The following is a 13,424-nucleotide window of genomic DNA, read 5'->3' on the forward strand; positions in this document are numbered from 1 at the left end:
GACGGCCGCCTCGCCCGCGACGCGGCCGTCGCCGGCACGACGCGCCGAAAACCGGCGGTGCTCGCCGCCGCGTGTTCGGGCGCCGTCGCACGGTCCGGATCGGTCGATGCCGATTCGTTGTCTGATTCGGGTCGTCGGTTCGTCGAACATGCCGTCGGAACACGGCTGTTCCACGCATGATCAATGGATGCGCGCTCGTGGGGGCGATGGGGATTCGTCGGGCGCGGCCGTGACGGGCGTGGAGTGGGGATGGTGGGGGACATGACGGGGTGGTTGCGGGCTGCCGGGCGCTCCTCGACGGCGGTGGTACTCGCGCTGGTTCTGGCCGTGGTCGCCGGATGCACGTCGGGCGGCGGCGGAGGCGACGGTGGGGGCTCCGTCGAGGGGGCGAACCCGCAGGGGGGCGTGTCCGTGTCGGCGCCGGCCAAGGCGTTCACGGGGGCTTCGCCGGTCCTGCAACTGAGTACCGTCGAAGACGCGCCGCCGCCGATCGGCGCGTACAAGCTCTTCGGCAAGCCGACCAGGATCGAGGTACGGGGCGGCGCACTCGCCAAGGGGCGGGCCGTGGTGACCCTGGACTATCCGGCCGAGGCGACGCCGCAACAAGTGGAGAACCTGCGGGTGTTGCGGTACGAAGGCAACGAATGGCAGGCCCTGACACCGGAACACGTGGACACGGCACGGCGCCGGGTCTCGGTGAGCACGGACCGCTTCTCGCTCTGGGGGATCGGCTGGTGGGACGTCGAAAGCGCGATCTCGACGACCCTGACCAAGGCGAGGAATCTGCTGAGCACCGACGGCGTGCTGGGCATCGGCAAACGTGTGGCGAACCCGCCCACCGTCGAGTGCGCGTACCCGGCGCTCACCCTGACTCTCGACGTCGAGAAGTTCGTACCGGGCGCGATCACGTGCGCCAAATTCGATGTCGCCGACGCGTCGCGGCGAACCCTCGACCTGTACGTGAGCAATCCGCACTTCACCCCGTTCCTGCTCGATCTGCCCGCCGGCGTCCGGTCCGTCGAGGCCAAGCCGGACCCGGACAATCCGTATACGCTCCTGGCCCGGACCATGGCCGCGGCGCAGAACCTGCCCGTCGCGTTCCTGCCCGCCGGCGGCATGATCCGGCTCAAGGTCGACCTGTCGAAGCTGACCGCCGGCGCCGCGATCACCGGCACCCTGGACGCGGCGACCCCGCTGTTGGATCTGGCCACGGCGACCTTCAAGGGCATGCTGCCCGCCGAACCGACCGATCCCGTGGTCCGGGCGGTGGCGGTGAGCCACGAGGCCGCCGAGGCGTTCGCCTGCATGTACAAGCACGGGACGGAGATCTCCAAGCTGCCGAATCCCTCCGCCGCCGACATCGCCGGCCGACTCGTCGCGGGCGCACGCGAGTGCGGTGACGCGATACGCAAACTCGGCACCCGACTCGCCGTCGCCGTCGGTCGCCAGGGCTGGAGCCCGGAGCAGGTCGCGTCGGCCGCGGGCAAGCAGGTCGAGGAACTGTGCGAGAAGCTTTGCCCCGGGATGATCCGGGCGATCCTGGCGATGTGGGAACACGAACCCCTGCTGATGGAAGTGGGGACGTCCATCGCCGAGGGAGCGAACGGATTCAAGGTCTACCGCCTCGGACTCGCCGCCGTCGAACCACCGTTCGCCCGACTCGCCGAGGTGTTGCCGGGCGGCGACATCCCCGGATTCACCGTCAGGCCACCGATCGTCGACAACAACAACCGCTTCGGCGGCGGCACGCTGGAGACGGTGCCCAGCCCCGGCACCCCGTGCGTGGACCAACTCAAGGGCAAGCACTGGGACACCTGGCTGTATCCCCAACCCCAGTTCGCCGCGCGGTCCTATCTCGCCGACGACATCGCCACCACGATCTCCCTCTGGTACGTCCGCAGGGACTTCCGGGACCTCACCAGTGACTACTTCGTCCAGCTCGTCGGCAGTGGCAAGTGCACGCTCAAGCCGACGGGCAGATATCAGGAGAGGCTGGAAGAGACCTCCGAGCCCTATTCGGGCCCGCGCGTGAAGGGCCTGGCCGACTTCCGCGGATTCCTCACCTACGTGCCGAACGCCGACGGCTTCCACACACGCCCTCGCGCCGCGCTGTACGACCCGAGCACCGGCGTACTCGTGCTGGTCGAGGGCCGGGTGGCCGACTCCGTGACGTTGGAGGATCCGGATCCCCCGACCTTGGACGCCCTCGAACGTCGGGTCGGCAGCCAGGTCGAATACCTCGTCCACCGCCTCGACGACCAACTCGGGACACAGTTCGTCGCCGCGAACTGACACTGGCCGCCCTGCGACGAGCACCGGGCGGCGGTCGGGTGAATTGCCGCGTGTCGACCTCGGGCGGTCCGGGTCGATCGCCGATTCGACGTACGGTGGGTGGTGGTCGGGTGAACCACCGTACGTCGAAGCGGAGATTCGCCGGTGTCGGCCCCGCGCGAGCGGGGATCTCTCCGGCGGGGCTGTGGAGAGTTCGCTCCGCCGGGTGTCCGGACGATCCCACACAGGCAGGGGAGTCTCTTGGTCGAACACTTTCGCCCACACGCTCCGCGCGAGCGGCAGGCACTCGTCGATCTGTTGACGTGGTTCGATTATTGCCTGGACATCAAGGACTTCGAGGGTTACGCCCGCTGCTTCACTCCCGACGGTGTGTTGTCGCTGCCGTCGGGCGAGGTGCGGGCCCCCGACGTGGCGGAGTTCGTGCGTCGGGACCTGGGGCGCTTCGACCGCACACACCACATGACCGGCAATCACATCTTCGACACGGGGGACGGCGGCGTCCGGATGCGAGCCAACCTGCTCGCGGTCCACCGCCACGGCGCCGATACCCGGGGGCACTGGGACGTGGGTGCGGTGTATCACTGCGTGTGCGAACACACCGACGACGGCTGGCGGTTCGCGCACGTCCGGTTGGAGGTCGTCTGGGAGAACGGCCGTGCGGACCCCTCGGCCTGAGGCTCGCCTCCGGACGCGACCGGCCTTGCGGTTCGGCGACGGAAGACGCGGCTGAGCCTTTCGCCGAGGGGTGTCCGGCCGCGTGGATTCGGCCGTGCGGGTTCGGCCGCGCGGGCGTCGGATCGGGGTCGAGGGTCAGGGATCCAAGGGGAGTCGGTCACCTGTGGCGCCGACTTCCAGCGACGAGTAGCCGGGGTGCGCCAGGCGGTGGTGCACGTGGATCTGATCGGCCCACGGTGGATCGAAGGGCGTGAACGCGCGCAGCCCCAGGACGCGGCCGATCGGGCGGTCGGGGTGGGCGGCGTTGAAGTCGGCGATCGCGGCGGCCTCGCCGATGTGTTCGGTGGTGCCGGGGAGGTCGTCCAGGTAGCAGGTCACCCGGGGCAGCAGGTACTCGTGTGCGGGACTGCGGAAGAGGTCCAACGCGGTCGTCGTCGAGGTGTAGTGGTCCATGTCCAGACACACGAACCCGACCGGGTGAGCGCGCAGCAGGTCCGCACGGGTGTCGAGGTAGTGGGGCAGCGTCTCGGCGAGGTCGCCGATCACCAGTTCGGTCTCGCCCAGGCGGGCACGCAGCCGGTCGTGGTCCATGGGGTAGAAGCCGGGGCCGAACAGATAGGGCAGATCGCGGGGATCCTTGGCCGGGGGCATGCCCGTCCCGCTGTCGAAGCCGACCACCCGCACCGCGACCCCCGTGGCGGCGGCGTAGTGGCGGGCGTGTTCGGCCAGCGTCAACAGCCCGTTGCCGCCGGCCACGCCGAACTCGATGACGGTGACACCGCGATGTCCCAGTCGCGCGGCCGACTCGGTGGCCCGGCGTACCCCGTAGGCGTAGTGGGGCCGTTCGACCAGGCCGAACCGGTACGCCGTCGCGGTGTCGACGCCGGGCAGCTTGCGTAACAGGCGGTTGCGGGCGGCGTGTCGGGTGCCGGACTTGGACCAGTCCCACAACACGTCGGCCCACCCCCCGGTGGGCCGACGGCCGAACGGATGACCCTTCTGGGCGGTCGAACGTGGACCCTTGCGGACCATGGCTTCCCCCTTCGCGCGGCGGACGACGTCCACCGCAGCCTTCCCTTCCGCACTCCCCGCCCAATCGGACCGAGAACGTCCGGCGGTGCATGCGCCGGTACGGCCCGGCCCCGGAATCCGATTCCCAGGCCGCTGTTCGTCACCGTTCGGGCGAACCACCCACCCCCGTGATTTCACGGCCGGGTCGTGGTCGGTCGTCCGGGGTCGGCGCGGGCGGGCCCGCCCGGTCGTGTGCGTTCGCCGCCGCGCCGATCGTGGCGGCGGCCGTGCGGAGCGCGTCCATCATCGCGGTGGACGCGGGTTGGGCGGGGGCGCGGTCGCGTACCGCGGCGTAGACGCCACGAACCGCCTCGGGGTCGCGCAGGTCACGCACCGTCACTCCCGGGTGCGGACGGTCGCCCAGCCCCAGGCCGGGGATGAGGCTGATGCCCAGGCCCGCCGCGACAAAGGCCTGCGCGGTGGCGTAGTCCTCGGTTCGGACCGTGAACGCGGGAGTGAAACCGGCCGCGGCGCAGACCGTGAGGACGGCGTCCAGACACGGCCCCGGCGGGGCACTGCCGATCCAGGAGTGGGCGGCCAGGTCGGCGAGTTCGAGGTCGTCGCGGGCGGCGAGGGGATGTCCGTCCGGCAGTACCACGCGGTAGTTGTCGGTACACAGGTGGGTGAACCGTACGCCCTCGACCACCGGGGTCGGCCCGGCCCGGAGCACCAGGGCGAGGTCGGCCCGCCCGTCCAGCACCTCGGGCAGCGGGTCGTCGGGATCGGTGAGCCGCAAGTCCACGTGGATCCCGGGGCGTTCCCGACGCAGCGCGGCCACGGCCGGGGCCACCAACGCGGCTCCGGCGCCGGCGAAATAGCGCAGCGCGACCCGCCCGGAACGCCCCGCCCGCAGGTCGGCCAGCACCGCCTCGGCCTCGTCGATCCGGGCGCCGATGTCGGCCGCGTAGGCACTCAACGCCCGGCCGCCCTCGGTGGGTCGTACGCCTCGCGGGGTGCGTTCGAGCAGGGGCAGTCCGGCCTCGCGCTCCAGGGCGGCGATCTGCTGGCTGACCGCCGAGGGGGTGTAGCCGAGACTGCGCGCCGCCGCGGTGATCGACCGCGCCGAGACCACCGCCAGCAGCACCTGCATCCGCCGTACATCGAGCATGCAGTGGAGCTTAATGCCGTATGAAGATCTTATCGCTTGTCTTAAGCGTCGAGGTCGGCGACCGTTGTCTTCGAGAGGTTGCGCACCCGCCGAGAACGCGCGAACTCACCCCGGACGCGAGGCCGTATGACCGTATGGCCGGATGTCCGGAGAGTCGCGCGTCGCGTGGTCGCACGACCGCAAAGCCGGGACGTTCGCAAGCCGAGCGGTCGCGAACCGCCGCGACGACCGTTCCTCACCGCAGGGCGCTCGAGCCGCCTCTCGCCATCGTCGGCGCGGGCCGTCTCGCCCGCCCGCATCGTTCACCCCGATACGGAGGCATCCCCATGGCAGGACTGATCATCGTCGGCGCCGGACCACTCATCGGACAGTCCGTCGCACGCCGCTTCGCGCGCGAGGGCCTGCCCGTCGCCGTTGTCGCACGCGGGCAGGGCACGGTCGACAAGGTGGTGGCCGCCGTCGCGGACGAGGGTGGCCGGGCCATCGGGTTCACCGCCGACGCGGCCGACGAGGCGTCCCTGCACTCCGCGCTCGACGCGGCGACAGCGGCACACGGCGTCCCCGACGCACTGGTCTACAACGCGGGCGTGATCCGCGCGGATCGCCTGGGCGAGTTGTCCTCGGCCGAACTCCTGGACACCCTCGCGATCAACGTGGTCGGCGCCCTGGCCACCGCCGCGCGCGTCGGCCCGGCGATGGCCGCGGCCGGACGCGGGACGATCATCGTCACGGGCGGCATGCGCGACCCGGACGCGAACCGGATCAGCCTGTCGCTCGGCAAATCCGGGGTCCGTACGGCCACCGAACTGATCGGCCGGGAGTTCGGCCCGGCCGGTGTCCACGTCACCACGGTCACCGTCTGCGATGTCGTCGAGGCCGGCACACCGTACGACCCGGATCTCATCGCCGACACCTATTGGGAGTTGCACCTGCGCACGCCCGAACAGTGGGAACGTGTGGTCTTGTTCGCCCGCTGAGCCCGGACCGAGCCCGGACCGCAGGGTGGTGCGCACCGCCGCCCTGCGGAACCGGGGCTTCGGTGTGCCGGTCGTCAGTTCGGGAGGGGAGGTTTGCGGGCGATCAGGAACGCCTGGGGGGTCTTTTCCTCCGGGTCGGGTTCGCGGACGAGACGGGCGACTTCGTCGAACCCCGCGGCACGCAGCATGGCCGCGGTGGCGTCGACCGGAAACCGGTACACGTCCAGATCCACCGTATGCCCGTAGGCATGGTGGAGTCGCACCTTGCCCTCGCCGACCTTGAACGCGAGCAGCACGTGGCCGCCCGGAACGAGGACACGGTGGAACTCGCGGTAGATATCGGGGAGTTCGGCCGGAGGAGTGTGCACTGTGGAATACCACGCGACCACACCGGCGAGCGAGTCCCCCTCGACGTCCAGAGCCGCCATGGACCCTTCGCGAAACTCCAGGTGCGGATGGGCGCGACGGGCGACCGTGACCATGGCGGGAGAAAGATCCACTCCGAAAACATCCACGCCGAGGGCGTGCAGATGCGCGGCGATGCGCCCCGGCCCACACCCCACGTCCGCGACCGGCCCGGTCACGTCACCGGCTCCGACCAGATCACCGAACGCCGCGAGCATCGCCCGATCCAACGGCTTGACGTCGAGTTCACCACTCAGGATCCGCGCGTAATCGGCGGCGACGGTGTCATACGACACCCTGATCGTGTCCACGGACAAGGGGGTGGTCATGACCGACGATGTTAGCCGCTGTCCCGCCCGGGATGGGTGAACAAGCCGGTGACGGAAGTGCCCGGACCCGACGAAAAGTTGATCACCGCACCGCCGCCGATGGGGGCGCTGCGCATCATGCCGCCCGCGTATCCGTCCGCCGAGACGAACACGCCCCAGGTCGGCAGCAGGTGCTCGAGATCGCCGGTGATCGGATCGACGACGGGTTGCGGTACGGGGGCGACGCGACGTTGCACGACGAACGGCCCTTCGACACTGTGACGCAACAACGCGGCCCATTCGCGATCGTCGCGCTCCCATCCGGGCACGATGCCGATGCCCGAATAGCCCGCGTTGGGCTTGAGGATGAGGCTCTCCCGGTGCTCCACGCAGAAGTCCGCGAGGTCCACGGTACGGCCGTCGACGTCCGTCGGGCCGGCGCACAGGGCTCGTGTCCAGGGAAGCAGCCGATCCGTCGACCGCCGTTCCTCGTCGGAGAACGAGTCGCGATGGGTGGGATCGGACAGCAGGGCCAGGGCCGCCTTGTCGTTGTGGAGGTGGCTTTCGAGGGTGGTGTGCAGGACGACGCCTCCCTCCTCGTGAACTCGGCAGATCATCTCGTACGCGGCGCGCCCGGCGGGATCGTCGAGGATCTGGTCGACAACGAAGTAGCGGAGGATCAGGTCCACCCGTGTGCCGTCCAGGAACAGCCGATTCCCCCTGCGCCGCAACCCTCCGAGTTCGCCGAGCATGAACCGAACGCCGCAGCGTTCCATCGATTCCCGCAGCGAGGCGAACAACTCGCGATTGGCGCTCAGCCACCCGTCCGCCTCCACCGCGGCGACGACGGGCTCTCGTCCTCCGGCCACCGGCGCGGCGGCACGACGCAACGTCGTGGCCCTCTCCCGCGCGGAGTCGACGTACCCGAGGCCGAACTCCTCGGCGAACGCGACGAAGGGCCGCACCGTCATCAACGCACGGGGTACTTCGGCCAGGTCCGAACCCCCGAGCGTGCCACCGATGTTGAACTCCAGGAGTCGGAAGCACGAGCCGTCGTGATACAAGTCGGCCCGCCCGGATCGGGCGGGTTCGACGCTGCGCAGCCGTCGGATCAGCGCCGCCCGACGGTCGTCGATACCGACGGCCGCGCAGTACGCGTCGAGATCGCCGTCGAACAATCGCTCGGGCAGCGAGACGATCAGGTCGAACACGCCGTTCAGGTCCGCGGCGAGGGTGTCCATGGTGTGCCGTGCGGCGAAGAACGGTCGGGGGGTCAGTCGGCCACCGAAGGCCGCGCGAAACGACGGGGACAACGCGGCGGCGGACATGGCCGTGCGCAAGCGCGCGTCGACGCGACATCGCCTCACGTACTCCGCGGTGACATCGTCGACCGTCTCGCCCGTGACGCCGCCCGGTGCTTCGCCGGTGACACTGTCCACGGTGGGTTCACCTTCCTGTCGTGCGTCAGTCCGCTTCCTCGTTGGCCTTGGCGCGCCCGTGCAACTCGGTCGGTTCGACTTCGACCGGTTCGGCCGGCTCGGCGGGTACGACCGCCGGCCGGGCGGGTCCCGCCCTCGCGATGTGGATGTGTTGGCGCAGGCCGATCCGCCAGGCGACCAGCACGGTGGCCACCGCCATCGTGCCCGCGAGCCAGAAGACGGGTCGGGCGTGCCCGCCGGCCCACCCGGTCGCCGCGCCCGCGAGCACGGTGCCGAGGGTGGCCATGAGGTAGGACACCATGCGCTGCGCGCTCACCACGCGTCCGAGCAGTTCGCGGGGCACGATCGTCTGGATCATCGTGCGGTTCATGACGTTGGTGATCACGATGCTCGCGCTCATCCCGAAACTGGCGGCGGCGGCCGGCGCGACGGTGTCGACGCTTCCCAGTACCACCAGGAGCACGGCGAAGGAGATGGTGCCGCCGGCCAGTGTGTACATCGGCCCGACCCGGCGGATCCAGCGGGACACAAGGGCACCGATGAAGCCGCCGACGCCGCCGGCCGCGACGACCAGACCCACCTGGCCCGGTGGCAGGTCCATGTCGACCTCGAGCAGGTAGACGATCAGCGCATCGACACCGAGGACCAGGTTCACGATGGCCATGACCCACAGCAGGGTGGACATCGGCGCCGTCGTGGTGGTGTAGCGCAGTCCGGCGGCCAGTTCGGCGCGCAGCGTCCGCCAGTCCCGGGGCGCCGCCGGCCTCGCGAACCTCGGCATGTGCTTGCGCACCAGGCCCAGTGTGGCCACCGACACCGCGAACGTGGCCGCGGTGGCGAGCAGTCCGAGCCGCAACATGCCGGTGGCGGCCAGCAGACCGGCGATGCCCGGCCCGGCCACGAAGCCGATCTGATTCGCCGACTCGAGCGTGGCGTTCGTACTTTGCAGGCGGTCGGGGAAGGCGTCGCGCACCGCGATCGACAGCGCCAGTTGGAAGAAGACACTGGCCGCTCCGGCGACGAACGCCACCACGAGGATCGCGGTCACGCTCCGGAGGCCGGCCAGCGCGAACAGCGCCAGGAAGCAGGCGGTGCGTGCCACGTCCGCCCACACCAGGACGCGCCAGGGGTTGGCCCGGTCGACCACGACGCCGCCGACGAGGCCGACCACGGTGTAGCCGATGGCACGCGGCGCGGCGGCGAGCCCCGCGGCCACCGGGTTGTGGGTCGACTGCAGGACCAGCAGCGGAACGGCCAGGTTGGCCACGCCGTCGCCGACCAGGGAGACGGCTTGGCCGCCCAGGAAGAGAGGAGCGGTACGCATGGCCTCACGAACCCCTCTCGACGATGTGCGCGTTCGGGGCGGGGTCGCGCGAGGACGCGTTGGAGCGGGTGTGAGCGCCGAAATCGGCGTCGCCGAACCGCGCCTCGTCGAAATCCGCGACGGGGGACGGCGGGAGGGACAGCGTGATGTCCTCGCCGTCCAGGTGGTAGTACTCCTTGTCGAGAACGCTGTTGAGCACCACCGCGCTTCGCCACGCCGCGAGACTCAGGTTCGGGTCCGCCACCCCGTGGCTGCGCAGAGCGCCGTTCTGGATGTAGATGCGGTTCGTATCGGGACCGTCCCACGGTATGCGGTAGTCCCGGTCGACCCGGAACGTCTCTCCCTCGATGGGCAGTCGGTTCCGGATGGGGTCGAGAAACCGGGGGATCCGGTGCCGGAAGCCGGTGGCGAAGACGACCGCGTCACCGTGGATCTCCCGGGTGGCCGTGCCCGGTTCGTCGCGCAGGGTACACGTGAACCCCTCGGCGGTCACGGCGAGGTTCACCAGGCTCGTCCCGGACAGGAGGCGGTGCCCGCAGCCGGGCGGGTCGAGGTAGTCGATCTCGTACAGGCGCCGGTAGAGGGCGGACAGCAGGTCGCGGGAGATTCCGGCGGTGGCCGCGTGTTGTCCGTCGAGCAGCGCGGATCGTCGGGTGTGCGGGAGGCCGTGGAAGTACTCCACGTAGCGGGGGTTGAACCACTCGTCGCTGAAGGCGGAGTCGTCGAGCGGCGAGAGTCCTCCGCGTCCGGTCACCCAGGTGAGCCGGCGGGGCAGGCCGGTGCGGCCGGACAGGATGTCGAGCGCGACCTCGGCCGCGCTCTGCCCGCCGCCCACCAGCAGGACGTCCTTGTCGAGCGCCGGCAACCCTCGGTTCGTGTGCCGGGACGAGTGCCAGATCCGGGGGTCGTCCAGGTCGGCGGCACAGGGTGGGACGAACGGCTCCTGGCCGACGCCGAGGACGAGGTGGGACGCGTGCACGACGCCGTGGTTCGTGGTTACGCGGAAACGGTCGCCGTCGTGGTCGACGGCGACGGCCCGGGTGTCGAACTCGACGCCGAGCAGGCTCGCCGCCCAGGTCAGGTACTGGTCGAACTCCTTGCGGCTGACGTGGTCCCGGGCGGCGATCAGATGCCGGTACAAACGCCGTTGTTCCCGGAGGAAGTTGAGGAAGCTGAAGCGACTCCTGGGATCGACGAGGCTCACCAGGTCCTTCACGCCGCTGACCTGGAGCCGGGAATTGCTCCACAGCAGGCCGGGGTGCCACGACGCGGATTCGCGGGCCTCGATCACGGCGAGGGAAAGGTGCGTCGCCGCCGGGGCGGCCAGGGCCGCCAGGCTCAGATTGGCGGGGCCCGCTCCGATGGCGAGCACGTCGACGGTTCGCTCGTGCGTCATGCGAGTCCGCCCTCCGATCCGAGCGGACGGGAACGCCGTTGGTTGGTAAGGGGGTTCGACGACGGCACGGCGCTCACCGGGCGGACGGCGAGGACGCGGGTCGGCGCGCCGCCATGTCCACGATCTGTGGTTCGCTGATCAATCGGCCGATGGCGGAGGTGGACACCGCTTCGTCCACCAACTCCTCGATGTCCCCGATCGATCGGGCGTGCGACGCGGCCGGCGAGGACATCGACACGCGGCAGCCGACGTCCTGGAGATGGACGACGGCGGCGGGGTCGGCGCGCAGCAGGCCGCTGACGTCCTCGGTGCAGCGGGCGGTCACCTCCCAGATCGCTTCGTGACCGAGCCGGGATCTCGAGTGGGCGCCCAGATGCGCGGCCACCTCGGCCGCGTACCCCATCATCAGGTATTCCTGCGGGTTGGGTCCCCAGTCGACCCCGGTGAGTTGCTTGGGGTTGTCGACGCGCAGCGCCGTCGCCGCCGCCGAGAAGGGGTGCGCGAACGACTCGCTCTGCGGACCGCTGAGCCAGCGGAGGTGTCGGGTGCCGGGCCGGGCCGGGCTCCGCCTCGACCGCGTGGGATCCGCCGGTTCACCGCGTCGGGTCGGCGCGGTCGACGGTTCCCAGGCCCAGTGCACGGGAACCGCGGCGACCAGCGTCGCGTAGTTCGGACTGCGTTGGCGTACCCGTTGGATCAACTCGTCGATCCGTTCGTCCCGGATCTCCGCGTCGATGGCGAAGTCGAGGGTCACCGGCGCCTTGTCCGCGTGGTCGCAGGTGAGGTCGACGGAGACGGCGTCGAACACGATGCCTTTGGCGCTGCCCCCGCCGACGAGTGTCATCAGGGAACAGGAACCGATGCCGGTGAGCGCCAGGTCGATCGGGGTCGGCTCGTCGGTGTCCGAAGTCGTGACCGGTGTGAAGGGGTCCCGGAGGGCGTAGGTGAAGCGGCGTGCGGACTTCACGCGGCCGAACATGGCCGGTCCGACCTCCGCGGACAATCCGCGCAGCGGTGAGTGGCGGGCCCTGCCGACGTAGCGGAACAGTCCCTCCGAGGCGTCTTCCCGTATCTCGTGGACGACTTCGCTGAAGCTCGCGGTATTGAAGCTGTTCCTCACCGGTCCTCCACCTCGCACGCCGTCTTGAGTGCCGTTTGCACGTCCTCGACGAGATCGCCGACGTTCTCGATGCCGACGGAGAAGCGGATCAGCCCGGGATTGATGCCGATCGTGGACATCTGCCGTCGCGTCAGCGAACTGTGGGACGTATTGGCCGGCATGCTCACCAGTGATTCCACGCCGCCCAGGCTCGTCGCCACGTAGGGCAGGGTCAGGTGACTCATGAACCTCAGGGCCCGCTCGTCACCGCCGGCCACCTCGAAGCCGACCATGCCGCCGAAACCCCGGTAGTCCTCCGGGCGCAGTGCCTCGTGGCCCTTCCCGCCCAGGGCCGGGTGGTGGACGGCCTCGACGTAGGGGCTGGAGGCCAGATACCCGGCGAGCGCCACCGCGTTCTCGTTCTGGACCCGTATCCGCAGCGCCAGCGTCTTGATCCCACGCTCGAGCAGGAAACACACCAGCGGGTCGAGGGTGCCGCCGAATCTCAGCACCTGGGCCCAGATGCGGTCGACGAACTTTCGGCGCCCGGTGGCCACGCCGGCGGTCAGATCGCTGTGCCCGCCGAGGTACTTGGTCGCGCTGTGGACGACGATGTCGGCCCCCAGGTCGAGCGGACGCACGTTGATGGGGGTCAGGAAGGTGTTGTCGATCACCAGGAGGGCGCCGGCCTCCTCGGCGATCCGCGCGAGCCCACGGATGTCGGGGGCCTTCAACATGGGGTTCGTCAAGGACTCGAAGAGCAGGAGCTGGGTTTCCGGGCGCACGGCCGCCCGGATCGCGTCGAGGTCGAGCGGATCCACGAAGGTGACGTCGCGTCCCGCGGACGGCATGTCCTCGCGCAGGAGGTTGTAGGTTCCGCCGTAGACGTCGTAGGCGGAGACGATGTGGCTCCCGCAGTTGGTCAACGCGTAGACGGTGGCCGCGATCGCGGCCATGCCCGAGGAGGTCGCCACGGCGCTTTCGGCGCCCTCCAGGGCGGCGATCTTCTCCTGTACCGACCACTGCGACGGATTGCCGTAGCGGGAGTAGATGGGCACGTCGCGCAGGGCGCCGTCGGCGAACGCGTCGTAGCTCGCCTGGTCGAGGAGGAACGTACTGGTCTGAAAGATCGGTGTGCCGACCGCGCCGGTGATCGGGTCCTCGTAGGTGCCGGCGTGAACGGCCAGCGTCTCGGGAGCCAGCGACCTCGACAGGGACCGGTTCTGTGTGGAGATCGGCCCCTTGATGCGCCGGCGGCGCAGTTCGTCGAACCACTCCGCTCCCGGCGTGTGTCCTTCGCCGAACCCTATTGCTGTGCGATCCACTCGTG

At 70.1% G+C, this 13,424-nt stretch carries 11 protein-coding genes; 3 read left to right on the plus strand and 8 right to left on the minus strand.

Annotated elements, in window-relative coordinates; all coding sequences use genetic code 11:
• Positions 1-261: 261 nt before the first annotated feature.
• Positions 262-2,292 (plus strand): hypothetical protein, encoded by a 2,031-nt coding sequence (locus EMA17_RS41840; RefSeq protein WP_126642479.1) that lies wholly within the window; start codon positions 262-264, stop codon positions 2,290-2,292.
• A gap of 240 nt (positions 2,293-2,532) precedes the next feature.
• Entirely contained in the window at positions 2,533-2,967 is a 435-nt protein-coding gene (locus EMA17_RS41845) for a nuclear transport factor 2 family protein (protein WP_160161755.1), read from the plus strand.
• 135 nt (positions 2,968-3,102) lie between these two features.
• Here EMA17_RS41845 and EMA17_RS41850 read toward each other — a convergent pair whose 3' ends face one another.
• Together EMA17_RS41850 and EMA17_RS41855 are read right to left on the minus strand one after the other, a co-directional pair.
• Entirely contained in the window at positions 3,103-3,999 is an 897-nt protein-coding gene (locus EMA17_RS41850) for a hypothetical protein (protein WP_246127243.1), read from the minus strand.
• A gap of 139 nt (positions 4,000-4,138) precedes the next feature.
• Positions 4,139-5,146 carry a LysR family transcriptional regulator gene (locus tag EMA17_RS41855; RefSeq protein ID WP_174861516.1) on the minus strand — a complete coding sequence of 336 codons (1,008 nt, stop codon included), beginning with the start codon at positions 5,144-5,146 and terminating at the stop codon, positions 4,139-4,141.
• Between the two features lie 326 nt (positions 5,147-5,472).
• On the opposite strand from EMA17_RS41855, the gene EMA17_RS41860 reads away from it, so the two are divergent.
• Positions 5,473-6,123 (plus strand): SDR family NAD(P)-dependent oxidoreductase, encoded by a 651-nt coding sequence (locus EMA17_RS41860; protein WP_126642481.1) that lies wholly within the window; start codon positions 5,473-5,475, stop codon positions 6,121-6,123.
• 74 nt (positions 6,124-6,197) lie between these two features.
• On the opposite strand, the gene EMA17_RS41865 is transcribed toward EMA17_RS41860, so the two are convergent.
• The 6 genes from EMA17_RS41865 to EMA17_RS41890 form a co-directional block, all read right to left on the minus strand.
• A complete protein-coding gene (locus EMA17_RS41865; RefSeq protein WP_174861517.1) occupies positions 6,198-6,857 on the minus strand; it encodes a class I SAM-dependent methyltransferase in 660 nt (219 codons plus the stop codon).
• Between the two features lie 11 nt (positions 6,858-6,868).
• Entirely contained in the window at positions 6,869-8,275 is a 1,407-nt protein-coding gene (locus EMA17_RS41870; protein ID WP_126642482.1) for an ATP-grasp domain-containing protein, read from the minus strand.
• Positions 8,276-8,300: 25 nt separating this feature from the next.
• Positions 8,301-9,599, minus strand: coding sequence for an MFS transporter (locus EMA17_RS41875; RefSeq protein WP_126642483.1), 1,299 nt, complete (start codon positions 9,597-9,599; stop codon positions 8,301-8,303).
• Between the two features lie 4 nt (positions 9,600-9,603).
• Positions 9,604-10,995, minus strand: coding sequence for a lysine N(6)-hydroxylase/L-ornithine N(5)-oxygenase family protein (locus EMA17_RS41880; RefSeq protein WP_126642484.1), 1,392 nt, complete (start codon positions 10,993-10,995; stop codon positions 9,604-9,606).
• 73 nt (positions 10,996-11,068) lie between these two features.
• Complete coding sequence (locus EMA17_RS41885) at positions 11,069-12,115, minus strand: OsmC family protein (RefSeq protein WP_126642485.1); 1,047 nt, start codon at positions 12,113-12,115, stop codon at positions 11,069-11,071.
• Positions 12,112-13,419: a trans-sulfuration enzyme family protein gene (locus tag EMA17_RS41890; RefSeq protein WP_126642486.1), complete on the minus strand. Its 1,308-nt coding sequence runs from the start codon at positions 13,417-13,419 to the stop codon at positions 12,112-12,114. The genes EMA17_RS41885 and EMA17_RS41890 overlap by 4 nt, the downstream gene beginning before the upstream one ends.
• Positions 13,420-13,424: the final 5 nt, after the last annotated feature.

This window comes from Embleya hyalina, from assembly GCF_003967355.1.
GTDB classification, from domain to species: domain Bacteria; phylum Actinomycetota; class Actinomycetes; order Streptomycetales; family Streptomycetaceae; genus Embleya; species Embleya hyalina.